The sequence below is a fragment of the Achromobacter sp. FW305-C-28 genome (assembly GCF_058783235.1).
On the sequence record NZ_JBYSYL010000005.1, the window covers coordinates 321,515 to 344,383 of the forward strand.

27 protein-coding genes are annotated in these 22,869 nt (G+C 66.9%); 11 read left to right on the forward strand and 16 right to left on the reverse strand.

The features are described 5' to 3' along the window. Positions 1-32 precede the first annotated feature (32 nt). A complete protein-coding gene (locus AC3WMR_RS15725) occupies positions 33-1,574 on the reverse strand; it encodes a phospholipase D family protein (protein WP_492264275.1) in 1,542 nt (513 codons plus the stop codon). A gap of 106 nt (positions 1,575-1,680) precedes the next feature. Here AC3WMR_RS15725 and AC3WMR_RS15730 point away from each other — a divergent pair, with 106 nt between their 5' ends. Together AC3WMR_RS15730 and AC3WMR_RS15735 are read left to right on the forward strand one after the other, a co-directional pair. Next, the gene (locus AC3WMR_RS15730; protein WP_492281575.1) at positions 1,681-2,253 is read left to right on the forward strand and encodes a helix-turn-helix domain-containing protein; all 573 of its coding nucleotides are present in this window, start codon (positions 1,681-1,683) and stop codon (positions 2,251-2,253) included. A gap of 9 nt (positions 2,254-2,262) precedes the next feature. After that, the gene (locus tag AC3WMR_RS15735) at positions 2,263-2,799 is read left to right on the forward strand and encodes a GNAT family N-acetyltransferase (protein ID WP_492264273.1); all 537 of its coding nucleotides are present in this window, start codon (positions 2,263-2,265) and stop codon (positions 2,797-2,799) included. 57 nt (positions 2,800-2,856) lie between these two features. Here the strand turns inward: AC3WMR_RS15735 and AC3WMR_RS15740 are convergent, their stop codons facing one another. Then, positions 2,857-3,189: a hypothetical protein gene (locus AC3WMR_RS15740; RefSeq protein WP_492264272.1), complete on the reverse strand. Its 333-nt coding sequence runs from the start codon at positions 3,187-3,189 to the stop codon at positions 2,857-2,859. 393 nt (positions 3,190-3,582) lie between these two features. Between AC3WMR_RS15740 and AC3WMR_RS15745 the strand changes: the two genes are divergently transcribed. Genes AC3WMR_RS15745 through AC3WMR_RS15755 form a run of 3 tightly spaced genes read left to right on the forward strand, consistent with a single transcriptional unit; the run spans position 3,583 to position 6,374 of the window. After that, positions 3,583-4,323: an acetoacetate decarboxylase gene (locus AC3WMR_RS15745; RefSeq protein ID WP_492264271.1), complete on the forward strand. Its 741-nt coding sequence runs from the start codon at positions 3,583-3,585 to the stop codon at positions 4,321-4,323. Positions 4,324-4,377: 54 nt separating this feature from the next. Then, positions 4,378-5,163: a 3-hydroxybutyrate dehydrogenase gene (locus AC3WMR_RS15750; protein ID WP_492264270.1), complete on the forward strand. Its 786-nt coding sequence runs from the start codon at positions 4,378-4,380 to the stop codon at positions 5,161-5,163. Between the two features lie 20 nt (positions 5,164-5,183). Continuing rightward, the gene (locus AC3WMR_RS15755) at positions 5,184-6,374 is read left to right on the forward strand and encodes a DUF3734 domain-containing protein (RefSeq protein WP_492264507.1); all 1,191 of its coding nucleotides are present in this window, start codon (positions 5,184-5,186) and stop codon (positions 6,372-6,374) included. Positions 6,375-6,387: 13 nt separating this feature from the next. Here the strand turns inward: AC3WMR_RS15755 and AC3WMR_RS15760 are convergent, their stop codons facing one another. Beyond that, a complete protein-coding gene (locus AC3WMR_RS15760; protein WP_492264269.1) occupies positions 6,388-7,278 on the reverse strand; it encodes an alpha/beta fold hydrolase in 891 nt (296 codons plus the stop codon). Positions 7,279-7,391: 113 nt separating this feature from the next. On the opposite strand from AC3WMR_RS15760, the gene AC3WMR_RS15765 reads away from it, so the two are divergent. The 3 genes from AC3WMR_RS15765 (at position 7,392) to AC3WMR_RS15775 (ending at position 9,648) form a co-directional block, all read left to right on the forward strand. Continuing rightward, complete coding sequence (locus AC3WMR_RS15765) at positions 7,392-8,279, forward strand: LysR family transcriptional regulator (RefSeq protein ID WP_492264268.1); 888 nt, start codon at positions 7,392-7,394, stop codon at positions 8,277-8,279. A gap of 145 nt (positions 8,280-8,424) precedes the next feature. Continuing rightward, positions 8,425-8,580 carry a hypothetical protein gene (locus AC3WMR_RS15770; RefSeq protein WP_492264267.1) on the forward strand — a complete coding sequence of 52 codons (156 nt, stop codon included), beginning with the start codon at positions 8,425-8,427 and terminating at the stop codon, positions 8,578-8,580. Positions 8,581-8,787: 207 nt separating this feature from the next. Beyond that, positions 8,788-9,648, forward strand: a complete 861-nt coding sequence (locus tag AC3WMR_RS15775) for an SDR family oxidoreductase (RefSeq protein ID WP_492264266.1) — start codon at positions 8,788-8,790, stop codon at positions 9,646-9,648. A gap of 19 nt (positions 9,649-9,667) precedes the next feature. Here the strand turns inward: AC3WMR_RS15775 and AC3WMR_RS15780 are convergent, their stop codons facing one another. Together AC3WMR_RS15780 and AC3WMR_RS15785 are read right to left on the reverse strand one after the other, a co-directional pair. Beyond that, positions 9,668-10,438, reverse strand: coding sequence for a sulfite exporter TauE/SafE family protein (locus AC3WMR_RS15780; protein WP_492264265.1), 771 nt, complete (start codon positions 10,436-10,438; stop codon positions 9,668-9,670). After that, positions 10,435-10,851, reverse strand: coding sequence for a sel1 repeat family protein (locus tag AC3WMR_RS15785; protein ID WP_492264264.1), 417 nt, complete (start codon positions 10,849-10,851; stop codon positions 10,435-10,437). Before AC3WMR_RS15785 ends, AC3WMR_RS15780 begins: the two co-directional genes overlap by 4 nt. 123 nt (positions 10,852-10,974) lie before the next feature. On the opposite strand from AC3WMR_RS15785, the gene AC3WMR_RS15790 reads away from it, so the two are divergent. Continuing rightward, on the forward strand, positions 10,975-11,865 hold the full coding sequence (locus tag AC3WMR_RS15790) for a LysR family transcriptional regulator (protein WP_492264263.1): 891 nt from the start codon (positions 10,975-10,977) through the stop codon (positions 11,863-11,865). 36 nt (positions 11,866-11,901) lie between these two features. On the opposite strand, the gene AC3WMR_RS15795 is transcribed toward AC3WMR_RS15790, so the two are convergent. Continuing rightward, a complete protein-coding gene (locus AC3WMR_RS15795) occupies positions 11,902-13,254 on the reverse strand; it encodes an MATE family efflux transporter (RefSeq protein WP_492264506.1) in 1,353 nt (450 codons plus the stop codon). Positions 13,255-13,488: 234 nt separating this feature from the next. Here AC3WMR_RS15795 and AC3WMR_RS15800 point away from each other — a divergent pair, with 234 nt between their 5' ends. Then, positions 13,489-13,965 (forward strand): MarR family winged helix-turn-helix transcriptional regulator, encoded by a 477-nt coding sequence (locus AC3WMR_RS15800; protein WP_183006063.1) that lies wholly within the window; start codon positions 13,489-13,491, stop codon positions 13,963-13,965. A 7-nt stretch (positions 13,966-13,972) separates the two neighbouring features. Here the strand turns inward: AC3WMR_RS15800 and AC3WMR_RS15805 are convergent, their stop codons facing one another. From AC3WMR_RS15805 to AC3WMR_RS15830, 6 genes are all read right to left on the reverse strand, one after another. After that, positions 13,973-14,713, reverse strand: coding sequence for a B3/B4 domain-containing protein (locus AC3WMR_RS15805; RefSeq protein WP_492264262.1), 741 nt, complete (start codon positions 14,711-14,713; stop codon positions 13,973-13,975). Between the two features lie 3 nt (positions 14,714-14,716). Beyond that, positions 14,717-15,607 (reverse strand): DMT family transporter, encoded by an 891-nt coding sequence (locus tag AC3WMR_RS15810; RefSeq protein WP_492264261.1) that lies wholly within the window; start codon positions 15,605-15,607, stop codon positions 14,717-14,719. Between the two features lie 145 nt (positions 15,608-15,752). After that, on the reverse strand, positions 15,753-16,547 hold the full coding sequence (locus tag AC3WMR_RS15815) for an AraC family transcriptional regulator (RefSeq protein WP_492264260.1): 795 nt from the start codon (positions 16,545-16,547) through the stop codon (positions 15,753-15,755). A 126-nt stretch (positions 16,548-16,673) separates the two neighbouring features. Beyond that, a complete protein-coding gene (locus tag AC3WMR_RS15820) occupies positions 16,674-17,171 on the reverse strand; it encodes a hypothetical protein (RefSeq protein WP_492264259.1) in 498 nt (165 codons plus the stop codon). Next, positions 17,168-17,698: a hypothetical protein gene (locus tag AC3WMR_RS15825; protein WP_492264258.1), complete on the reverse strand. Its 531-nt coding sequence runs from the start codon at positions 17,696-17,698 to the stop codon at positions 17,168-17,170. The genes AC3WMR_RS15820 and AC3WMR_RS15825 overlap by 4 nt, the downstream gene beginning before the upstream one ends. A gap of 135 nt (positions 17,699-17,833) precedes the next feature. Beyond that, positions 17,834-18,793, reverse strand: coding sequence for a LysR substrate-binding domain-containing protein (locus tag AC3WMR_RS15830; RefSeq protein WP_492264257.1), 960 nt, complete (start codon positions 18,791-18,793; stop codon positions 17,834-17,836). A 106-nt stretch (positions 18,794-18,899) separates the two neighbouring features. Between AC3WMR_RS15830 and AC3WMR_RS15835 the strand changes: the two genes are divergently transcribed. Continuing rightward, positions 18,900-21,194 (forward strand): NADP-dependent malic enzyme, encoded by a 2,295-nt coding sequence (locus AC3WMR_RS15835; protein WP_492264256.1) that lies wholly within the window; start codon positions 18,900-18,902, stop codon positions 21,192-21,194. Positions 21,195-21,330: 136 nt separating this feature from the next. Here AC3WMR_RS15835 and AC3WMR_RS15840 read toward each other — a convergent pair whose 3' ends face one another. The 4 genes from AC3WMR_RS15840 to AC3WMR_RS15855 form a co-directional block, all read right to left on the reverse strand. Beyond that, positions 21,331-21,708, reverse strand: coding sequence for a hypothetical protein (locus tag AC3WMR_RS15840; RefSeq protein WP_492264255.1), 378 nt, complete (start codon positions 21,706-21,708; stop codon positions 21,331-21,333). A gap of 166 nt (positions 21,709-21,874) precedes the next feature. Next, positions 21,875-22,138, reverse strand: coding sequence for a hypothetical protein (locus AC3WMR_RS15845; RefSeq protein WP_492264254.1), 264 nt, complete (start codon positions 22,136-22,138; stop codon positions 21,875-21,877). Further along, positions 22,135-22,563 carry a type II toxin-antitoxin system VapC family toxin gene (locus AC3WMR_RS15850; RefSeq protein ID WP_492264253.1) on the reverse strand — a complete coding sequence of 143 codons (429 nt, stop codon included), beginning with the start codon at positions 22,561-22,563 and terminating at the stop codon, positions 22,135-22,137. The genes AC3WMR_RS15845 and AC3WMR_RS15850 overlap by 4 nt, the downstream gene beginning before the upstream one ends. Next, positions 22,560-22,814 carry a type II toxin-antitoxin system Phd/YefM family antitoxin gene (locus tag AC3WMR_RS15855; RefSeq protein WP_492264252.1) on the reverse strand — a complete coding sequence of 85 codons (255 nt, stop codon included), beginning with the start codon at positions 22,812-22,814 and terminating at the stop codon, positions 22,560-22,562. The genes AC3WMR_RS15850 and AC3WMR_RS15855 overlap by 4 nt, the downstream gene beginning before the upstream one ends. Between the last annotated feature and the right edge of the window lie 55 nt (positions 22,815-22,869).

Consider the following 22,869-nt stretch of genomic DNA (forward strand, 5'->3'; position numbering starts at 1 on the left):
GGCACTCCGTAAGTTGCCTTCGTGACGTGGGTCTACAGCAACGATTCGATCGGCAGCAGCGACACGAACCACACCGAAAAGCGCTTCCAGGCCGTGGTGCCAGGTTCGGTGTCGTGGCGGATCGTCTTGCCATCGCGCTGCTCCAGCCAGTAGAGCGCGCCCTTGTCGTCCAGGCACACCCGGTAGGCAGTGAGCGGAATCTCGTTGTCGAAGGCGTCGGCGATGCGGCGCGCCAGCGTCGGGCTGTCGATCACAAAGCCCAGTTCGGTGTTCAGCCGCGCCGAACGCGGGTCGAAATTGAACGATCCGACGAACACGCTATGCCCGTCCACCGCAAAGGTCTTGGCGTGCAGGCTCGACCCTGAACTGCCGAACGGCCCCAGGCTCTTGTTGCGCTCGGCGCCCGCCTGGCGCTTCATTTCGAACAGCTCGACGCCGCCGGCCAACAGGTCGCGGCGGCGCGACGCATAGCCGGAATGCACCACGGCCACGTCGGTGGCTTCCAGCGCATTGGTCAGCACGCGCACCTTCACGCCGCTTTGCGCCAGTTTCACGAAGGCCTCGGTGCCGCTGGCCGTGGGCACGAAATAGGGCGACACCAGTTCCACGTCCACCTTGGGCGTGCCGACGATCTCGTGCAGCTGGTGCGGCAGCATGGCTTCGGGCGGCGCGGTGCCCAGCGTCTTGCGCGGGTCGTCGCTGACCATGCGGGTGTCGGCCCATTCCAGCGCCAATTCGCCGCGCAGCAGCTGCTGGATGAAGGGCAGCTTGCGCATCGCCTCGGCGTAGGCGGCGGCCTCGGGCGACTTTTCGACGGTGCTGGCCGAACGTTCCAGTTCGGCCAGCGCATCGGGGGCGGCGGGCTTGAGCAGGCGATCCACCGGGTAGGCCGATTCGCTGGCCCAGTAGCGGTCGAAGTCGGTCGACACGTCGTTCACCGCCGCGCCGATGGCCAGCACGTCCAGGTCGGTGAACAGCACGCCGTTGGCCGCGCCGAAGTATTCGTCGCCGATGTTGCGGCCGCCGATGATGGTGGCCTGGTTGTCGGCGGTGAACGACTTGTTGTGCATGCGCCGGTTCAGGCGCCGGAAGTCGGTCAGGTAGCCGACGAACTTGGGCCAGCGCACCACGAACGGGTTGTACAGGCGCACCTCGATATTCGGATGCGCTTCCAGCGCCGCCAGCACCGTGTCCAGCCCGGCGGTGCCGTTGTCGTCCAGCAGCAGGCGCACGCGCACGCCGCGGTCGGCGGCCTCGTGCAGGGCTTCGAGCAGCATGGTGCCGGTCATGTCGCCATGCCAGATGTAGTACTGCACGTCCAGGCTGCGCTGGGCGGCGCGCGCCAGCATCATGCGCGCGGCGAAGGCGTCATAGGCATCGGCCAGCGGGTGGATACCCGATTTGCCCGGGTGCTCGGCAGCCAGCGGCGCGATGGCGCGGCCCAGCGGCGTATCGCGGGAGGCTTCCGGGGTGAGCGCCTGCGAGGCGTTGCGATGGTCCAGGGGCGGCAGGCTGCAGCCCGTCAGGAAGCCAAGGCACAGGACGGTCAGGGAGACGAATCGGGCGGTATGCATACGCCGTATTGTGCCGAATTGTCGACAAGGCGGTCGGGGCGGCGCAAGGCAGGGCTTGACGGATTTCCGTATTTGGGAGAAATTCCCATATATGGAAAATTTATCGATGTCGGGCACCCCGACCCAAGACCCTGACCTGGACCAGCGCCTGGCCTGCCGGCTGAAGGCGTTGCGCCTGGCGCGCGGCTGGTCGCTGGACGAACTGGCCGGCCGCGCCGGTGTCAGCCGCGCCACGCTGTCGCGCCTGGAAAACGCCGAAGTCAGCCCTACCGCCAACGTGCTGGGCAAGCTGTGCGGCGCCTATGGCCTGACCATGTCGCGGCTGATGCGCATGGTCGAAGACGATTTTGCGCCGCTGGTGCCCGCCGCCGCGCAGGCGCTGTGGGTGGACGACAGCACGGGCTTCACGCGCCGGTCGGTATCGCCGCCGTCGCAGAAGCTGGCCGGCGAGGTGCTGGCCTGCGAGCTGGCCGCCGATGCCCACATTCGCTATGACCAGTCACCGCGCGCCGGCATGGAACACCATCTGGTGATGCTGGAAGGCGAGCTGTCCCTGACCGTCGATGGCCAGGCCTACACGTTGGCGCCGGGCGACTGCCTGCGTTACCAGCTGCAAGGCGCCAGCGCTTTCGATACCCCGCCGCATTGCGGCGCCCGTTACCTGCTTTTCATTGTTTGAGACCTCGTCATGTCCCTTGCCACGCTTGAATATCTTCGCCCCTCTGCGGACCAGGCCCGCGATCTGCTGCCCGGCCTGGCCGCGCTGCTGCAGGCCTGCGTGCAGGACGGCGCCAGCGTCAGTTTCGTGTTGCCCTATACGCAGGAAGACGCGCAGGGCTTTTGGCGCGACAAGGTGCTGCCGTCGGTGGCGGCCGGCAAAGCCTCGCTGCTGGTGGCCGTGCAGGATGGTCGCGTGGCCGGTTCCGTGCAGCTCGATTGCGATACGCCGCCCAACCAGCCGCACCGCGCCGAAATCCGCAAGCTGCTGGTGCACCCGGACTTCCGGCGGCGCGGCATTGCGCGGCGCCTGATGCAGGACGCGGAAAGACTGGCGGTGGAATGTGGCCGCAGCCTGATCACGCTGGACACCCGCACGGGCGACAGCGCCGAGCCGTTGTACGGCTCGCTGGGCTACGTGACGGTGGGGGTGATACCGGGATTCAGCCGCGATGCGCGCGATCCGTCCAAGGTGGACGGCACGACCATCATGTACAAGAAAGTGTAGCGAGGGGGGCTGCGCGCGGCGCCAGGGGCGGCTTGCCGCCGCCCGGCGCCGCGGGCGTCAGGCCAGCGGCTTGATGCCGACGCTGTAGGGCGGCGCGTTGCCGCGCGCGGCGGCCTTGATCTTCAACATCGAGCCGCCCGGCGTGAATTCGAATTCCTGGAAGGGCACCTCGAACCATTGGTGGAAACTGGTGCGCGAGAATTCGGGCACCCAGACCTTGGGGCGCTTGGCATCGCAATGGAATTCCACCAGCGTGCAATCAATGCCCAATGGGCGGGTGTTGCCGATGCGGTAGCTGACGCGCAGGTCGGCACCTTGGGTGGCGCCGGGACGCCAGGTCAGGCCGACCGATTCCATGAAGTGTTCAATCGCCTCAATGCCGCGATACATAGCTGACTCCGAATGCTGTCGGGCAGAGGCGCCCGAGGAAAAACCGCCGGCAACGCGGCGGGAAACTCCCGGGATTATCCGTCATTCGCTGCTTTCCTGCCGGGCCGGGCGCGGCGCGCTCGCGGGTTCGGCGCTTGTCGCGGACCCTCCTGCCAATTTCATTGACGCAAAAAGGCCCTGTCAAACCGATTGAGACCATGCGGGATCTGCCCCCCTGCATGGCCGACGCCGCCCAGGGAAAATGCCATCGTGGCACGCAAAAAAAGCGCGATTTTCCCGGCCGCACTGACACGAATTTCGAAATAGTCTTTCCCATATGCGGCATTGCACAATCGATTCGCCCAAGCCTAGGATGGGGCAACCGTTCCTCCTGCAGCGGCCAAGGAAATTTGCATGAATTCACACGAAGTCCGCTCCCGGGCGTTCGCGATGCCGCTGACAAGCCCGGCTTTTCCCATGGGGCCTTACCGTTTCGTCAATCGCGAGTTCCTGATCATCACCTACCGCACCGACATGGATCTGTTGCGCCAAATCGTGCCTGAACCGCTCAAGGTCACCGATCCTTACGTGCATTACGAATTCATCCGGATGCCGGATTCGACCGGTTTTGGAGACTACACCGAGAGCGGGCAGGTGATTCCAGTTGAATTCAACGGCCAGAAAGGCGGGTATACGCTGGCGATGTACCTGAACGACCATCCTCCCATCGCCGCGGGTCGCGAACTCTGGGGCTTTCCGAAAAAGCTTGCCAGCCCCACCCTCGAAACGCACATCGACACTTTGCTGGGCACGCTCGACTACGGCCCGGTACGCGTGGCGACGGGCACCATGGGCTACAAGCACCAGGCAATCGACAGCGCCGACCAGGCAAAGCGCATGGCTGGCGCCAATTTCCTGCTCAAGATCATTCCGCACGTGGACGGCTCGCCGCGTATCTGCGAACTGGTGCGCTATTACCTGCAAGACATCACGATGAAAGGGGCATGGACGGGCCCTGCCTCGCTGCAATTGGCGCCCCATGCGTTGGCGCCGGTCGCAGACCTGCCCGTGCTCGAAATCATCGAAGCCCGTCATCTGGTCGCGGACCTGACGCTGGGCCTGGGCGAAGTGGTCCACGACTATCTCGCGAAATAGCACCGCGGCATCGCTGCGCTTCAGGGACCTTATCCCACTACACAGGAATTGAGCATGAAAAATCTGAACGGAAAAGTAGCGGTTGTCACCGGCGCCGCAAGTGGCATTGGCAAGGAAATCGCGCTGGAACTGGCCAAGGCAGGCGCATCGGTTGCCATCGCCGATCTGAATCGGGACGGCGCCAACGCGGTCGCCGAGCAAATCAAACTGGCCGGCGGGCGGGCAGTCGGCGTGGTGATGGACGTGACCAACGAAGACGCGGTAAATAGCGGTATCGACAAGGTGGCCGCGAATTTTGGTGCCATTGACATTCTGGTGTCGAACGCGGGCATCCAGATCGTCAACCCGATCGAGAACTACGCGTTCTCGGACTGGAAGAAGATGCAGGCGATTCATGTGGACGGTGCGTTCTTAACGACCAAGGCGGTGCTCAAGCACATGTACCAGGGGGATCGCGGCGGGGTGGTGATCTACATGGGGTCGGTCCATTCGCACGAAGCGTCACCGCTGAAGTCGGCTTATGTGGCCGCCAAGCACGCGCTGCTGGGCTTGGCGCGGGTGCTGGCCAAGGAAGGCGCGCCGCACAATGTGCGTTCGCATGTGGTTTGCCCGGGTTTTGTCCGTACACCGCTGGTGGACAAGCAGATTCCGGAACAGGCCCGCGAACTGGGCATCAGCGAAGACGAGGTGGTCAAGAAGGTCATGCTGGGCGACACGGTCGATGGCGTCTTCACAACAGTGGAAGATGTGGCGCAGACCGTGCTGTTCCTGGCGGCGTTCCCCAGCGCCGCGTTCACGGGCCAGTCATTCGTGGTCAGCCACGGCTGGTACATGCAATGACATCAGGTGCCCGTATTGAGATGCCAGCGTTGGCCGCCGTGGAACGCTGCGGCGCGGCCCATCCGGCTGCGTCGGGTGATCTGCCGTACGAAACCATCGCGCTGGTCCTGCAGGGAGGGGGCGCACTTGGTTCGTACCAGGCCGGCGTGTTCGAAGGTTTGCACGAGGCAGGTATACCCCTGAACTGGATTGCGGGTATCTCCATAGGCGCGCTGAACACCGCGCTGATCGCCGGCAATCCGCCCGAACTGCGCGTCGAGCGCTTGCGCCAGTTCTGGGAAAGGATCTGCCGCCCGGCTTTCTTTCCGGCGCTGCCCGCGCTGTTCGAGCATATGCTGTTCAACAGCCATGAGCACTTGCGCTCGCTGCTCACTGCCACGCAGACCGCCAGCGCGTTCATGCAGGGGCAGCGCGGCTTTTTCACGCCGCGTTATCCGCCGCCGTTGCCCGGCATGACGACGACCCCGGACAAGGTCAGCTATTACGATACGGCACCCTTGCGCGAGACGCTGCTCGAACTGTGCGACTTCGATCGGATCAATGCCGGTGAGACGCGGGTGTCGATCGGCGCGGTCAATGTGGGCACCGGCAACTTCGCGTACTTCGACAACACCCGGATCACGCTGCGTCCCGAGCACTTCATGGCGTCGGGGGCGCTGCCGCCCGGGTTTTCGCCGGTAGAGATCGACGGCGAGTTCTACTGGGACGGTGGCGTCGTGTCCAACACACCCCTCATGGAGGTGCTGCGAGCCACGCCCCGCCGCGATACCCTGGCCTTTCAAGTCGATCTGTGGAGCGCTCGCGGGCCATTGCCGGCGTCGTTGGACGAAGTGGCCGAACGGGCCAAGGACATCCAATACTCCAGCCGTACCCGCTTTGTCACCGACGCGCTGCAGCGCGAACAGCGATCGCGCAATGTAATGCGTCGCGTGCTTGATCAAGTGCCGCCGGAAGTGCGCAAGCATGATCCCTGGTGCCAGAAGGCCGAGGTATTGTCTTGCGGTCGTCGCTACAACGTGCAGCACCTGATCTACCAGCAAAAGCCATACGAGCATCAGTACAAGGATGTGCAGTTTGGCATATCGACCATGCGCGACCACTGGGCGGCCGGTCTGGCCGATATCCGCAAGACCCTGCTGGCAAAAGATGGCCTGGCACCGCCTGATAACGACGCGGGCTTTGTCACGCACGATATCCACCGGCAAGCATGAACCCTGAACCGGGTCAGCAGATCGCGCAGAACTTCAGGATGGCGTCGGCCACCGCCTGCGGCGCCTCGCGCTGGGGGAAATGGCCCACGCCATCCAGCACGCGGCGCTCGTAGCCCGCGCTGAAATAGTGTGCCCGTCCCTCGGACGTGGCCGGCAGGTTGCAGGTGTCGGCGCCGCCGTGCAGCACCAGGGTGGGCACCGCCAGCACCGGCGCGGGCGACAGCCGTGCGGCGTCGTCCGCGTAGGCCGGGTCGCCGCTCTCGAAGCCCCAGCGATGGCGGTACGAATGCAGCACCACGTCGGCCCAGTCCGGGTTGTCGAAGGCGCGCGCGGCCTCGGCGAATTCTGCATCGGTGTACCAGCCGGGCGGAGACCAGGTGTCCCACATGTAGCGGGTGAACGCCTGGGCGTCTTCGCGCACGGCGGCGGCACCGCGCGGCGTGGCCATGAACCAGTGGTACCAGTAATTGCGCACCTGTGGCAGTGGCAGGGTCTGCGACGGATCGTTGGTGCCGTAGCCCACGGACAGCAGCGCCAGCTGCGAGGCCACGCCTGGCTGCAGGCCGCAGGCGTTGGACGCGGCGCGCGCGCCCCAGTCGTGGCCGACCAGCAGCGGCCGGTCCAGCCCCAGCGCGGCAATGAAGTCCAGCAGGTCGCGGCCCAGCGCGGCCAGTTCGCCGCTGCGCGGCGTGCCGGCATCCCGGAAACGCGTGGGGCCGAAGCCGCGCAGCGCCGGGCACAGCACACGGTAGCCGTCGTCCGCCAGGCGCTGCGCCACGGTGCGCCAGCATTCCGGGCTGTCAGGCCAGCCGTGCAGCAGCACGGCGGCGCGCGTGCCGGCGGGATTCCATTCCAGGTAGGCGATGTCCAGTCGCGGGGTGCGGATCGTGGCGTAGGGATTCATGGCGCTTTCTTCATTTGCGGGATCGGGACTGTCACGATAGCGGCGCGCATGGTCATGATTGGTGAATAATCGGCGACTATTATCAACAAATCATGTATTGCGGAAACTCACCCATGGACACCCTTGCCGAACCCACCGGCGCTGTGCTGGACCTGACGCTGCTGCGCACCTTCCTCGAAGTCGTGGACAACGGCGGCTTCGCCTTGGCGGCCGACGCCCTGGCGTTGACGCCGTCGGCGGTCAGCGGCCACATCAAGCGCCTGGAAATGGTGGCGGGTTCCGTCCTGCTGGAGCGCACCACGCGCAGCTTCGAACTGACCGCCGCGGGTGAAACGCTCTATGCCTATGCCCGCAACATCGTCGACCTGGAGCGCGAGGCGCGTGCCCGGTTGAACGGCGCGCGCCTGAAGGGACGGCTGCGCATCGGGTCCTCGGAAGACTTTGCCGGCGCCTGGCTGGCCGAGGTGCTGCAGGCCTTTCACCGCGGTCATCCCGAAGCGTCGATCGAACTGAAGGTGGGCGTCACGGCGGATCTGCTGCGCCAGCAAACGCGTGGCAAGCTGGACGTGGTATTTGGCAAGCAATGCGCGCGGGTACAGGACGACGGCGAACTGCTGTGGGAAGAAGAGCTGGTCTGGGCCTGGGGCGAAGACAAGTCCTGGAAGCCAGGTCCACAGGTGCCGCTGGCGGTGTTTCCGGAACCCTGCGTATATCGCGAGGCGGCCATCGGCGCGCTGGGCCGCGCGCGGCGTGCGTGGCTGCCGGCCTTTGAAAGCGCCAGCATGGCGGGCTGCCTGGCGGCGGCGCAAGCAGGGTTCGCGGTGGCGCCGGTGGCGCGCAGCCAGCTTCGGCCGGGCCTGCGCGCGCTGACGCGCGAGGACGGCATGCCGGCGCTGCCCAATGCCCGCTTCTTCGCATTCTTGCGATCGGCTGAACCGGCGGTGCAGGCGCTGGTCGCGGCGGTGCGCCAGACGGGGCAGCGGCGCCGGTTTGCGCGCTGATGCCGCGGGCTTGCGTTGTTTCAATCGCCGCGATTGAGACAAGCAAATGGACGCACCGCGTCGCCGTCAGCAAGATGAGGCCTATGTCTTCTATAAGACCGGCGCAGCCGCCGCCGGTTCTGGCATATGAATCAAAGGAATCAACATGGCGAATTTCCTGCTTGCATTGGTCACCGCTGAACTCTCCCTTTTTGGCGTAGACGCCGCCGCCGCGTCCGCGCCCGCCGCCCTGGCAGAGGCCCCGCCCGCCGATACCGCGCCGCATTTCGACAGCGAGCACTACCGCAGCGCGCTGGGCTGAACCTTGCGCCGCCGCGTCAGGCCGTCGCGGGGCGATTCTGGCAAGCCTGTAGAAATAGGCAGGTTTCACGCAAGAACGAGCCTGTACGCTTCACCGCGCGATTCTTAATATCCCTTTCACGCTCAGGGTCGATGGATTCCGCGTGAGTCCGTAGACCCAGGCGGGCGGCCGGCGTGTTGCCGGCCGCCGCAAGTAGAGGGAGATCGCATGAACACCGAAAAAATCTGGTTTGTGACGGGCGCATCCAGCGGCCTGGGCCTGGCGCTGGTCAGGATGCTGCTCGATCAGGGCCACAAGGTGGCGGCCACTTCCCACGACGTCGATGCCTTGCTGGACGCGGTGGGGGCCAAGCTCGACGGCCGCTTCCTGCCGCTGGCGGTGGACCTGGCCGATGAACGCAGCGTGCGCCGCGCGATCGATTCGGTCATCGCCGGCTTCGGCCGCATCGACGTGGTGGTCAACCATGCCGGCTATGGCCTGGCAGGGGCGCTGGAGACCTTGTCCGATGCGGAACTGCGCGGCAATTTCGATATCAACGTCTTCGGCGTGCTGAACGTGGTGCGCGCGGTGATGCCGCGTCTGCGGGCGCAACGCGCGGGCCACGTGTTCAACATTTCTTCGATCCTGGGCTTTGACGGCGGCTGCGCCGGCTGGGGCGCCTTCTGCGCCACCAAATTCGCGGTCAGCGGCCTGAGCGAGGCGCTGGCGGCCGAGATGGCGCCGCACGGCGTGCGCGTGTCGCTGGTCTACCCCGGCGCGCTGCGGGCAGACGCAGGCCAGGCGCAGGCGGGCCATCCCGGGGCTGGCCATCCCGGGGCGGGCGCGGCGCCATCCGCGCTGGGCGATCCGGCCAAGGCAGCGCGTGCCTTGATCCAGGCCGCCGACGCGCAGTACGCGCCTTTGCATCTGTTCCTGGGCCGCGATGCCTTCGACCAGGCGCGCGGCAAGATCCAGTCGGTGCAGCAGGAGTTGGCGCGGTGGCGCGAGATGTCGGTGTCCATCGGTATCGCCGATGAACGGCGCCTGGTCGATGGACGCCTTGCCGACGAGCGGCGCCTGGCCGCCTGAGGCCTGACGCTGTGGGCGCCTATCCGGCCAGGCCTTCCACCACCTGGTAGGCGCCCAGCAGCGCCAGGCTGATCATGAAGCACAGTTTGAAGGTGCGCGCCGACAGCCGGCCGCGCAGCCATTGGCCCAACGCCATGCCGGCCAGCGCGGGCAGCAGCATCAGCGCCGATGCGCCGGCCGCGCCCGGCGTGTAGCTGCCGGTCAGCCACAGTCCCGCCGCCAGGGCCACGGTGGACACTGAAAACGAAATGCCCATCGCCTGGATCAAGCCGTCCTTGCCCAGGTTCAGCGCCTGCAGGTAGGGCACGGCGGGAATCACGAACACGCCGGTCGCCGCGGTGATGACGCCGGTGATCGCGCCCACCGCCGCGCCCAGCACGCCTTCGTGCCGCGCCGGCACCACGGGCGGCGTGCCGAACAGGCCCCAGGCCGCATACGCCACCAGGGCAAACCCCAGGCAGACGCTGGCCCAATGGCCCGCAGGCGCGCCCAGCCACAGCGAGCCGGCAATCGTGCCGACGCAGACGCCGACCTGCATGGCGCCGATGCGGCGCAGCATCCGCATGAAGGTCGGCCATGGCCGCGCCTGCCACAGGTTGGTGATCAGGGACGGCACGATCAACAGCGCCGCGGCCTGCGCCGGCGCCATCACCAGCGCCAGCATGGCCATGGAAATGGTGGGCAGGCCCAGCCCCACCACGCCTTTCACCACGCCGGCCAGGACAAACACGGCCACGGTCGCGGACAGCAGCGCCGGCGTGCCGCCGGCCAGCCAATCGGCAGGGCTCATGCGGCCTCGCAATGCGCGGTCATGGCGTCGCGCGGACGGCCGAACAGGGCGTAGGCGACATCATTGGCGCTGCCGGGGTCTTGCCGTGCGGCGCGCAGCAGCCACTGGCGTCCTTCGCAAAGATCGGCCGGTTGCGCCGCGCCGTACAGCGCCGGACCGCCAAGCAACGCGATGCCCAGCATGCGCTGGGCGGGCGCGTGGCCGTCGCGCGCCGCGGCGCGCAGCCAGGTCAGCATGGCGGGGTAGTCGCCCTGGGTCTGGGCTTCCAGCGCCAGCGCGTATTTCTGTACCGCGGAGGTGTAGGCCGACAGGCCGGCGGAGCCTTCGGCCCGGCCTGAGGAATGCAGTGCCACGGCCACCAGCAATACCATCGGCCAGAGCGCCAGCCGCTGTCGCGCGATTGAGTTTTTCATGGGAAATCTCCTTCATCGGTGATGAATGGAGGAATTCTGCGCCCGGCCTGCGGGAAATCCGCATCGGGATCTTGCGTAGCTGGCCTATGGAATAGCCTGAGCCTGCCGTGCTACGCTTTTTTCATGCGCTTCGACCTGACCGACCTTCGCCTCTTCCTGAACGTGCAGGAAACCGGCTCCATCACCGCGGGCGCCGCGCGGTCGCACATGACGCTGGCGTCCGCCAGCGAACGCATCCGCGGCATGGAAGACACGCTGGGCGTGCCGCTGCTGCTGCGCGAACATCGCGGCGTGCAGGCCACGCCCGCCGGCCACACGCTGGTTCACCATGCGCGGCTGGTGCTGGCGCAGATGGATCGCATGCGCGGCGAGCTGGACCACTACGGGCAGGGCCTCAAGGGACATGTGCGGGTGCTGTGCAACACCACCGCGCTCAGCGAATACCTGCCGCAGGTGCTGGGCGAATTCCTGAAAGACCACCCGCGCGTGTCGGTCGACCTGGAAGAGCGCACCAGCTTTGAAATCGCCGATGCCCTGCGCGCCGGCACCTGCGACATCGGCGTGCTGGCCGATTCCACCGATCTGCACGGCTTGCAGGTGCTGCGCTTTCGCCATGATCCGCTGGCGCTGGTGGTGCCAGCCGATCATCCGCTGGCCGGGCGCGACACGGTCACGCTGGCCGAGGTGGCGGATGAGGAATTCGTCGGCCTGGTCGAGGGCAGCGCGCTGCAGGAACACATCACGCACCAGGCGCGCCGCGGCGGCAAGGTGCTGGCCTACCGCGTGCGCCTGCGCAGCTTCGACGCGGTCTGCCGAATGGTGGGGCAGGGCGTGGGCATCGCGATCATGCCGCGGGTGGCGGCCGTGCGTTATGGCCGCGCGGCCGGCGTGCGGCGCGTGGCACTGGTGGACGAGTGGGCCGTGCGCGACCTGGTGCTGTGCGTGCGCGGCGTGCTGCCGGCCTATGCGCAGCAGTTGGTGGCGTACGCGCTGCGCGACGCGCCCAAGGCCTGACGCGCCGGGGGGTGTGACGATGCGCGGGGCCGCGCGTCAGCGTCGCGCCAGCCCCGGCTTGCGCAGGTGCCCAGGTTCGAACCACGAGCCCGATGCCACCGCCACCAGGATGATCAGCCCGTACACGCACATGGCCAGCGCGGCGATCGCGAAGAACACGGTCAGCGATCCCGTGAAATGCAGGGCCGCGCCGCCCAGGCCCGCGCCGATCAGCAGGCGCAGGAAGCCTGCCCACAGCGGCCACTTCAGGCGCCCGGCGCCCTGCGACGCAAAGTACATGGAAAAGCCCAGCGCAAAGAAGCCGTACAGCGGACCGACGATGCGCAGGTAGGCCGCGCCGGCTTCCAGCATGTGGTCCTGCGCGCCGAACAGCCGCAGCCAGGCGTCGGGAAAGAACGCCGCCGCCAGGCCGATGATCTCGGCCAGCACGAAAGCCATCGCGCCGCCAGTCAGCGCGATGCGCAGCGCCCGTTCGGGCTGGCCGGCGCCGATATTGGACCCCACCATCGCGACCATCGGCGCGCCCAGGCCGAACGCCAGCGGAATCATCAGGTATTCCAGCCGCACCGCGATACCGTAACCGGCCACCGCCGCCGTGCCGGCGTAGGCGCCGACCAGTGCGGCCGTCAGCGCCACCAGTCCGTTGGTCAACAGCGGATTGAGCGTGGCCAGCGCGCCGACGCTGAGAATGCTGCGCATCAGGCTCAGGTGCAGGCGGCTGCGCGTCAGCCGCGCCGCGTTGCGGCCGCTCAGGCAGTAACCGCCCAGCAGCAGCGTGCCCACCGCGTAGTAGGTGACCAGCGCCCAGCCGCCGCCCGCCACGCCCAGCGCGGGGAAGGGGCCCCAGCCGAAGATCAGGCACGGCGACAGCGGCACCAGCAGCAGCGCGCCGCCGCAGATGACCGCGCCCGGCACCAGCATGTTGCCGGTGCCGCGAATGACGCTGGCGAAGGCGTTCATCAGCCACATCAGCACGATGCCGCCGAAGATGACGTTGGAATAGGCCAGCGCCGCGTCCAGCGCCGCGCCCTCGGCGCCCAGCGCCCGGTACAGTTGCGGGCCGAACGCCAGCAGCAGCACGCAGAACAGCGCGCCCAGCGCGGCGTTCAGCACCACCGCGTGCAATACCAGCTGGTCGGCTTCCTGCTGCCGGCCGGCGCCCAGCGTGCGCGCCACCGCGGCCGAGATGCCGCCGCCCATCGCACCCTGCGACATGTTCTGCATCAGCATCAGCACCGGCACCACCAGCGCCACGCCGGCCAGCACCGGCGTGCCCAGCCGCGCGAGGAACCAGGTTTCGATCAGCCCGGTGGCCGACTGCGCCAGCATCATCAGGATGTTGGGCCACGCCAGCCGGGCCAGCGTGGGCGCAATGGGCGCATGCAGCATCGCCTGCAGGCGCGCGTTGGCGGGGCGGGGGGAGGACGCGGCAGCAGTGGCGGACATGGGGACGGGATGACCGTAAGAGGAGAGTCCGGAAAATTTACGTGCATATGCCAATATCTGTCAAGAATCGGCTAGACTCCCATCTCGCGCCGCAGTAGCGTAATGGGCTTGGCCGCCTCGGCCCCCGCCGCGACCGCAGGCGATCCTTTCCCCCACACCCAGCCGTCCGAATCCACCATGTCTGACGTCGATCCCACCGTTTCCGCCATCCCCCAGGACCCGCTCATCTGCAATGGCGCCGCCCTGCGCAAGGCCACCCGCCGCGTCTCGCAGTTGTACGACACCGTGCTGGCGCCCTGCGGCCTGAAGGTCTCGCAACATTCGATCCTGGTGCACATTGCGCGCGCCGGCACGCCGTCCATGACCGACCTGGCGCGCGCCATGGTGCTGGACCGCTCGGCGCTGGCGCACAACCTCAAGCCGCTTGAGCGCGACGGTTACGTCAGCATGGCGCGCGACGAGCGCGACGGCCGCAGCCGCCGCGTGGCGCTTACCGATGCCGGACGCGCCAAGCTGGCCGAGTCCAAGCGCCTGTGGAAAGACGCGCAGCAGCGCTTCGAAGCCGCCTACGGCGCCGAGCGCGCCGCGGCGCTGCGCCATTCGCTGGCCGATATCTTTTCCGACGAATTCGCGCTGGCGTTCAGCCGGGGCTAGCGCCGCGTCACGCTTGCACGGGCACGGCCATCGCCGCGCCCGCAGTCCCCTCCCGCTGCACCTCGAAAGCCGGCGCCTGTGCCGTCAACAGCGCATGCCGCTGCGGCGGTTGCCAGACCCGGGCCAGGACCTCGCGCAGCTCGTCGACCAGACGCGCGACATCACCGGCCGCGTCCGCATGCAGCGCTTCGGCCACGATCAGCACTTCCCGCGTGTCGTCCCGCACCGCGGACAAGCCGCTTTGCCGGTTGGTCCAGCGCCGCGCGTGGGCGCGGCCTTCGGGGTCGGCGTAAGTCACCTCGCCGGGTTCGGGATATTCCGTGTCGTCGCTGAACGTCAGGTAGGTTTCGGTGCCGTCGGCGGGGCGCACTTCCAGCGCCGATCCGACATGCCGCAGGTCCAGCACCGCGATGGGAATGGCGTAGGCCATCGACACGGCATTGCACAGGTCGATCAGCGGATGCAGCGGCGGCGGCGGCCCGTCCTTGCGCAGGCGGCGCAGCAGCGCTTCCGAGGCGCAGCGGTATTGCGTGGGCTTGACGCCCATGCCGGCAAAGGCGCGGCGCCATGCCTGGATCTCGGGCAGCTCCGATTCGCTGCCTTGTGCCAGCCGCGCGCGGCCCCGTTCGATGAACGGCTCCGCATGGGCGGCGACCACGGCTTGCGCATGCACGCCGCGCAGGTGCAACGCGCCGGCGGACAGTTGCGGATAATCGCGCCAGATGGCGCTTGCATGACGGAACAGCATGGCTTACCTCGTGACGGCGGCGGGCTTGCGCGCCCAACCCAGGATGAAGACGGCACCCAGCACGCAGGCCATGCCCCAGAACTGGCCGGCCGACAGGCGTTCGCCCAGCAGCACGGCCGCCAGCAGCACGGCCGACACCGGCGCGACAGCGGTGAACAATGCGGCGTCCGACCCGGCGACACGCGCCGCCCCTGCGTACCACAGCAGGAAGCCGCCCACGGTCGGCACCAGCGCGTAATAGGCTACCGCGATCAGCGCATGGGCGGAAACCGCCAGCGTCCAGGGGGCTTCGGCCAGGCTGGCCGGCGCACAGACCGCCAGGCCGATCGCGGACATGATCGCCGATAGCGCCAGCGGCGGTACCGGCGTGCGCAGGCGCTTGTGCAACAGGATGAACAGGCCCTCGCACAGCACGGCGCCCAGCACCAGCAGGTTGCCGGCCAGCGACCCGCCACCATCCGCCGCGCCGTCACGCGTCATCAGCCAGACGCCGGCCGCGGCGGCGCCGATGGCCAGCAGCGTGGCCCGGCTCGGCCGTTCGCCCAGCACGGCGATGGCGATGCCGGCCGAGACCAGCGGCAGCGTGCCCAGGATCACGCCGCCATCCACGGCGGAGGTGCGCTGCAGGCCGGCGATGAGCAGGGTTGTGTAGCCCACGCTGCCGGCAATGGCCTGTGCCGTCAGCAGCAGCCAATCGTGCCTGCCCAGACGCGGCAGGCGCGCGCCCGTCAGGCGCCACAGCAGCGCAAAGCAGGGCAGCGCCAGGGCGAAGCGCAATGCCGTGGCGGTAAAGGGCGGCAGGCCCGCGGCGATGACCTTGCTGGCCACCACCGTGCTGCCCACCAGCGCCATGGCGCAGGCCAGGTAGCAATAGCCTTGCAGGGTTCTGTTCATGCAACACGCTCAAGAGCCGGGAAAGGGCGCAGCTTAGGCCGCGCGGTGCGAGCGGTCTTGAACGAAATTGCAGCGGGGGGCCGGGTGCCGGGCGCGCGCGATCCGATGCGGGCGTGTGCGCTCGCCAGGGACCGCGCCTTGCGCTTTAACCGGCGAGCGCCTGCGCGTAGCGTCCCGGCGAGATGCCGTAGGCCCGAGAGAACAGCCGGGTCATGTGGCTCTGGTCGGCAAAGCCCGCGGCGGCGGCCGCATCGGCCAGGGCCGTGCCCTGGCGCAGCAGGCCGCGCGCCAGCAGCAGGCGGCGCTGCAACTGGTAGGCGTGCGGCGTCATGCCGGTGGCGCGGCTGAAGGCGCGCAGCACCTGGAATCGGCTCAGGCCGCAGGCGCGGGCCAGGTCGGCCAGCGACAGGGGCGCGGCGGGGGCGTCGTCAATCAGTTCTACCGCCGAGCGGATGGCGGCTGGCGCGCCGGCCTCGGGTGCAAGGGCGGCGGCCACGCCGGCGCGCGCCAGGATGCCCAGCAGCAGGGCGTCGCACGCCAGCGGCGCGGCCTGCGAGGTGGCCAGCGCATAAAGCGCCAGCACGTCCGCGGCCAGCGCCGGCGCATCCATCACAGGATGTTCGAATTCAAGCCCGCCGTGCAGCGGCAGGCTGTCCGCCGCGTCCGCCACCACCGCGGGGTCCAGGTACAGCATCTGCCAGGCGCGTTCGCCGCCTATCGGGACGCCGTCGTGGATTTCGCCGGGATTGACGGTGATGACCTGGCCGGGGCCCGCCTGCACCTGGCCGCGGCCGCTGTGCGAGACCTGCGCGCCCTGGCGCATGACACCGATGCCGAACTGGTCATGCGTATGCCGCGCGAAGGCGCGGCTGCTGCGCGCGGCCACGGCTTGTACGCCGGCCAGGGCGCTGCGGGGCATGACGAACTGGGCGAAGGTCATGAGATATCCGCAAGGCAAAACAGGCAGTATCGCCGCGGCGGGCAGCGCGAATCAAGCGGGTCCGGCAAGGCGGGGCGGCGAAGCGATCCGCGGCCGCGGACGAGATCCCGTCCGGCTTCGCTGCGCCTATTGCAATCCGTTCCAGCGCGCCACGGCCGGCTCGGCCGCCGCCCATTTCCATTGTCCGCCTTGCTGCAGGCAGATCTGGCTGATGTAGGCCTCGGTGGGCGCCTTGCTGGCGGTCACGGTGAACAGGACTTCGCGGCAGCGCGCCAACGGCGTGTCGATTTCGCGCACGACCTGGATGCTGCCTTGTTCATTGCCGACCGGTAGCCACCGGCGGATCTGCCATTGGCGCACCTGGCCTGGCGTCAACTGTCCGGCCGCATTGGCCATGATGTTCTGCTGGTCATTCTTCCACTCGCGCACCACGTATTTGACGGTGGCGTCCACCGCCGCTTGCACGCTGATGCCGATGGCGTAGCCTGCCACGGGATTGGCGGTGGCCGCTCCGCTGGCCGTGCCGACGATGGCGCCGGTGGCGCTGCCGATGGATGAGCTCTGGCAGCCCGCCAAACCCAGCGCGGCGCCCAGCGCGAGTAACCCGATTGCGGCGGACCTCACTGCAACGATCCCCAGCGGGCCGTGGCCGGTTCGGCGTTGGCCCAGCGCCATTGTTCGCCGTCTTGGCAGACGGTGGTGATGTAGAACTCGCGTTGCGGCGTGTCGGCGGGCCTGTCGATTGAAAACACGACCTCTTTGCAGCGCAGGTCCTGGTCGCCGATCAGCCGGCTGATCGTGACCTGGCCTTGGGCATCGCCTTCAATCGGCAAGACGTGTTTGACCCGCCAATCCGCCACCTCGCCGAGCGCCAGCGGCGCCGCCGCCCGCGCGATGGCGTCTTGCTCTTCACCGCGGGTCTTGCGCTGGGCATAGGCCAGGGCGGCCTTCGCGCCTGCCTGCACGCCCAAGCCGATACCGGTGGCGACGGTGGCGTTGTCGGTGAGCTTGTTGGCGATGGCGGCGCCTGCGATGCCCGCACCCGCGCTGGTGCCTTCGGAGAGGAGTGAGTTGCAGCCTGATAGCGCGCCGGCGCACACGACGGATAGCGCCACGCGCTGCACGATCAAACGTTGACGGGTAAACGACACTGCATGCCTCCTGAAACGCTATGCGCGGGGCAGTATAGGAGTGCCGTAGCGGGGTGTTGGCAGGTCTTTACAGTTGTTGATGAATCTCTGGCAACGGATACCAAATAAGTTGCTGCACGTGTTTGGATGTTTCTATTAACGTCCGCCTCGGCTGAAGACATCACGCAGCGCGGCCGCGAACAAGGCGTCGACATTCCGGCGCAGTCCGTCGGCGCGGGTGAACAGCGAAATCGGCGGCAAGGTCCAGTCAAACGAATATGGCACGATGGCCGCGCCGGCGATACGCACCAGTTCGTCGGCGATGTCGGCCGGCAGGATGGACACGGCTCGGTCGCTGGCCACGATCATTTCGCCGATCAGCTTGGACGAGTCGCTTTGCACCGATGGGGTCGGGGGCGCCAACCCGGCGCGCAGGAAAATGTCCGCCACCTGTTCGCGGATCGGGCTGTCGGGCGTGCCCAGGATCCAGTCCAGGTCGGCCAGCATGTTCCATTCCAGCCGGGTGCGGCCCAGCCGTGCAGCCAGGCGCCGGCTGGCGATCAGGCGCGGCGGCTGGTGGTACAGCACTTCGAAATCGATCTGGCTCAGGTCCACCGACGGCGTGGCCCAGCCGACCACCACGTCCAGCGTGTGGTCGCGCAGCTGGCGCAGCAGCGCCGGCCCCTGGCCTTCGTGGATGGTGGCGGTGATGCCGCGCCCCTGCGGCACGGTGCGGGCAATGGCCGCCGACAGCATCTGCCCCGACACGAACGGAATCACGCCGATGTGCAGGTGGGCCGCGTGGCCGGCAGCCACGGCTTCCATTTCCTGCACCAGGTGGCCCAGATCGTGCACCAGGGCACGGGCGCGCGCCAGCACCACCGCGCCCAGCGGCGTGGGCGTCATGCCGCGCACCGAGCGCTCGAACAGCGGCACGTCGAACATGCTTTCCAGTTCGGCCAGCGCGTTGGTCACGGCGGGCTGGCTGGTCGCCATGTGTTCGGCCACCCGGGTCAGGGACCCATGCTGCTCGATCTGCAGCAGCAGCATCAGGTGGCGCATCTTCAGCCGCGAGGTCAATTTCCGGATAACCTCGTCCGGGGAAAACGGCGTCATAGACAAGCCATAATTAAAAGGTGATGTGACAATATTAAATCTGAATGATCACCTTATGTCTTCGGCCCTAGAATTTTCCTTATTCAAGACTAGGAGGCGCCGCCCCATGAATTCGCAATCCGACCGCCAGGCCGCTCTGGACTATCACGAGTTTCCCACCCCGGGAAAGATCTCCGTCGTGGCATCCAAGCCGCTGACCAACCAGCGTGACCTGGCCCTGGCGTATTCGCCCGGGGTGGCGGCGGCCTGCGAGGAAATCGTGGCGGATCCGGCCAATGTGTTCCGTTACACCGGCCGTGGCAACCTGGTGGGCGTGATCACCAACGGCACCGCGGTGCTGGGCCTGGGTAACATCGGCGCGCTGGCCTCCAAGCCGGTGATGGAAGGCAAGGCCGTCCTGTTCAAGAAATTCGCCGGCCTGGATGTGTTCGACATCGAGATCAACGAAACCGACCCGGACAAGCTGGTCGAGATCATTGCCGGCCTGGAAGCCACCTTCGGCGGCATCAACCTCGAAGACATCAAGGCGCCGGAGTGCTTCACGGTCGAGCGCAAGCTGCGCGAACGCATGAAGATTCCCGTCTTCCACGATGACCAGCATGGCACTGCCATCACGGTCTCGGCTGCCTTCATCAACGGCCTGAAGGTCGTGGGCAAGCAGATCGACCAGGTCAAGGTCGTGACGTCGGGTGCAGGCGCTGCCGCCCTGGCCTGCCTGGACCTGATGGTGGACCTGGGCCTGCCGCTGGAAAACATCTGGGTGACCGACATCGAAGGCGTGGTCTATGAAGGCCGCACGACGTTGATGGACCCGGACAAGGCGCGCTTCGCGCAAAAGACCGACGCCCGCAAGCTGGCCGAGGTGATCGAGGGCGCGGACGTCTTCCTGGGCCTGTCGGCCGGCGGCGTGCTCAAGCCGGAAATGGTCGCCACCATGGGCCCGCGTCCGCTGATCCTGGCGCTGGCCAACCCCACGCCGGAAATCCTGCCGGAAGTGGCGCACGGCGTGCGCGACGACGTGGTCATGGCGACGGGCCGTTCGGACTACCCGAACCAGGTCAACAACGTGCTGTGCTTCCCGTACATCTTCCGCGGCGCGCTGGACGTGGGCGCCACCACCATCACCCGCGAAATGGAGATGGCGGCGGTTCACGCCATTGCCCAGCTCGCCGAAGAAGAGCAGAACGAAGTCGTGGCCGCCGCCTACGGCACCTATGACATCTCGTTCGGCCCCGAATACCTGATTCCCAAGCCCTTCGATCCGCGCCTGATCGTGCGCATCGCGCCGGCGGTGGCCAAGGCCGCCATGGATGGCGGCGTGGCCACGCGTCCGCTGGCCGACCTGGAAGCCTACGAAGAGCAGCTGCAGCAGTTCGTGTACCACTCGGGCGCATTCATGAAGCCGCTGTTCTCGGCGGCCAAGCGCATCGTGCGCGGCGGCGGTAAATCGCGCATCGTCTTCACCGAAGGCGAAGACGAACGCGTGCTGCGCGCCGTGCAGGTTATCGTCGACGAAGGCCTGGCCCGTCCGATCCTGGTGGGTCGCCCCGCCGTGCTGCTGTCGCGCATCGAGAAATTCGGCCTGCGCCTGCGCCTGGGCGAAGACGTCGAAGTCACCAACCCCGAATACGACGAACGCTTCCACCAGTACTGGACGACGTACTGGGAACTGATGTGCCGCCGCGGCATCACCAAGGAAATGGCGCGCGTGGAAATGCGCCGCCGCCTGACGCTGATCGGCGCGATGATGGTGCACCTGGGCGATGCCGACGGCATGGTCTGCGGCACGGTCGGCGCATACCACGACCACCTGCGTTTCGTGGACGAAGTGATCGGCCGCCGCCCCGGCGCCAACGTCTACGCCGCCATGAACATCCTGCTGCTCAACGAGCGCACGGTCGTGCTGGTGGACACGCATGTGAACGACGAACCCTCGGCCGAACAGATCGCCGAATTCACCATCGCCGCCGCCCGCGAAATGAGCCGCATGTTCCTGGCGCCCAAGGTTGCGCTGCTGTCGCGGTCGAATTTCGGGTCGGGCAGCTCGGCCTCGGGCGCCAAGATGCGCCGCGCGCTGGAACTGGTGCGCGAAGCCGCCCCCGAACTGGAAATCGACGGTGAAATGCACGGCGACTGCGCGCTGGACGAAGCGCTGCGCCTGCGCATCCTGCCGTCGTCCACGCTCAAGGGCGAGGCCAATCTGCTGGTGTGCCCGAACGTGGACGCGGGCAACATCGCCTACAACCTGCTCAAGACGGCGGCCGGCGGCAACGTCGCGGTGGGCCCGATCCTGCTGGGCGCCAACGCGCCGGTGCACATCCTGACCTCCAGCTCGACCGTGCGCCGCATCATCAACATGACGGCCATGACGGTGCTGGACGCCAACCGCGTCGAAGGCTGATTCAGTGCGCGCCTTGTCCCTTGGGGCAGGGCGCTGGCAGCAAAGGACGCAAGTCCGCCCGCTGGAATGCAAACGCCCGCTACATCCTGGGATGAAGCGGGCGTTTTCTTTGCGCGGCCGCTCGGGCCGCCGGGCATCAGTTGGAGCTGGCCTTCCAGGTGCCGTCGGGCTGCTTGCAGAACCAGAACTTCCAGGTCTCGGTGGTCTTGGCACGCGCGAAATCGCCTTCCAGCAGGCGGCAGGTGCGGTCGCCGGACAGCGTGCTGGTCTGCAGCGGCGTGATCTTGGCGGTGATGGGGGCCTGCTTGCCCTTGGGCGTGCTGGACCATTGGGTGGTCTGGCCGTCGGGCGCGTTGTTCAGCGCGTCGGCCACGGCCTTGTGGAACACGGGCTGGTCGGCCTTGGGGATTTCGGTGATCAGGGCATGGTTCAACATCACGGCGGGGGCTGCCAGGGCAGCGCCGGAGGCGCCGCAGGCAAGCAGGCCGATAGCGATCAGGCGGGTGGTTTTCAAAGCGGACTCCCTCGTTGTTATTGATAGGTGGGCTGCGCGGGCAGCCGATCAGTTCCGATGGTACGCGAAGCCGCGGGCTCTTGTCTTGATCCATGCCTGCCAGGCGCGGCGGGCGTCAGGCCAAATTGCGCGGACTCAGTTGGAAACGATGGTCATCCATTACGTATCACCCGTGCATCAGTTTGAGACGGGGCGCATAGACATAGAGCGCGCGATTAATCAGGGCGATATTGTCGGGCGTGATGGCATGCCGCTCATCGACCACGATTTCCCGCTCATGCCTGAGCGCATCAATGCGCGCGGTGTTCGGGTCTGCCTTGTCTTCCTCGGCGAAAATCTCGCTAGTCAGGTAGCCGATGTACTCGGCCAGCGTCTCTGTGGCGGTTTCCAGGCGAGCTGTTTCTGCGATGGGGGAAAGGCGGTTGCTCATGATTGGGCTTCCCAAGGATTCACGATGGTGACGCCCGTTGGGGCAAAATCGTCGACGTTGCGCGTGGCTATGGTCATGCCATGCACCAGCGCTGTTGCGGCAATGAGTGCATCTCGCTCGGAGCGCCGATCTGGTACGTGCAGTCGGGCGCAACGTAGCGCCACTGCGGCATCAAAAGGCAAAACGCGACCCGCGAATTCAGGTAACACGTGATGATCCAGCCATGCTCTCAGCATCGCGCCTTGTTTTGCGTCCTTCCGCTCAGTCAGCAGAACACCAGTTTCCAACTCCATGACGGTGATGGCGGAAACAAAGAGCGTGGCCGCATCAACGGTCGTGGACCATGCCGCTACATTGGCATCGGCCTTGCCAGTTTTGACCTTGCGTAGCTCAGAGACGACATTGGTATCCAGTACGAACATCATGTGAAGTCAGCCGGCTGAATCTCGATGTTCGCGCGTGGTGGATGGAATTCGATATCTTCAATGCCAGGCATGGCGAGGGCATCGGCAATATTGCGGCGTTGCTGAGTGAGCTTTTGATACTCATCGAAGCTCAACAGCACATGCGCCGGTTTGCCGCGATCCGTGATGAACACCGGGCCGTCCCTCGTCGCCTTCTTGGCTTTCGTTACGTCCTGATTGAGTTCCCGGCTTGATAGGGTTGTGATCGTCATGGCGATGCTCTTGTCACTGTATTTGTAGGTACGTTACTACAATTTTGTGTGACGT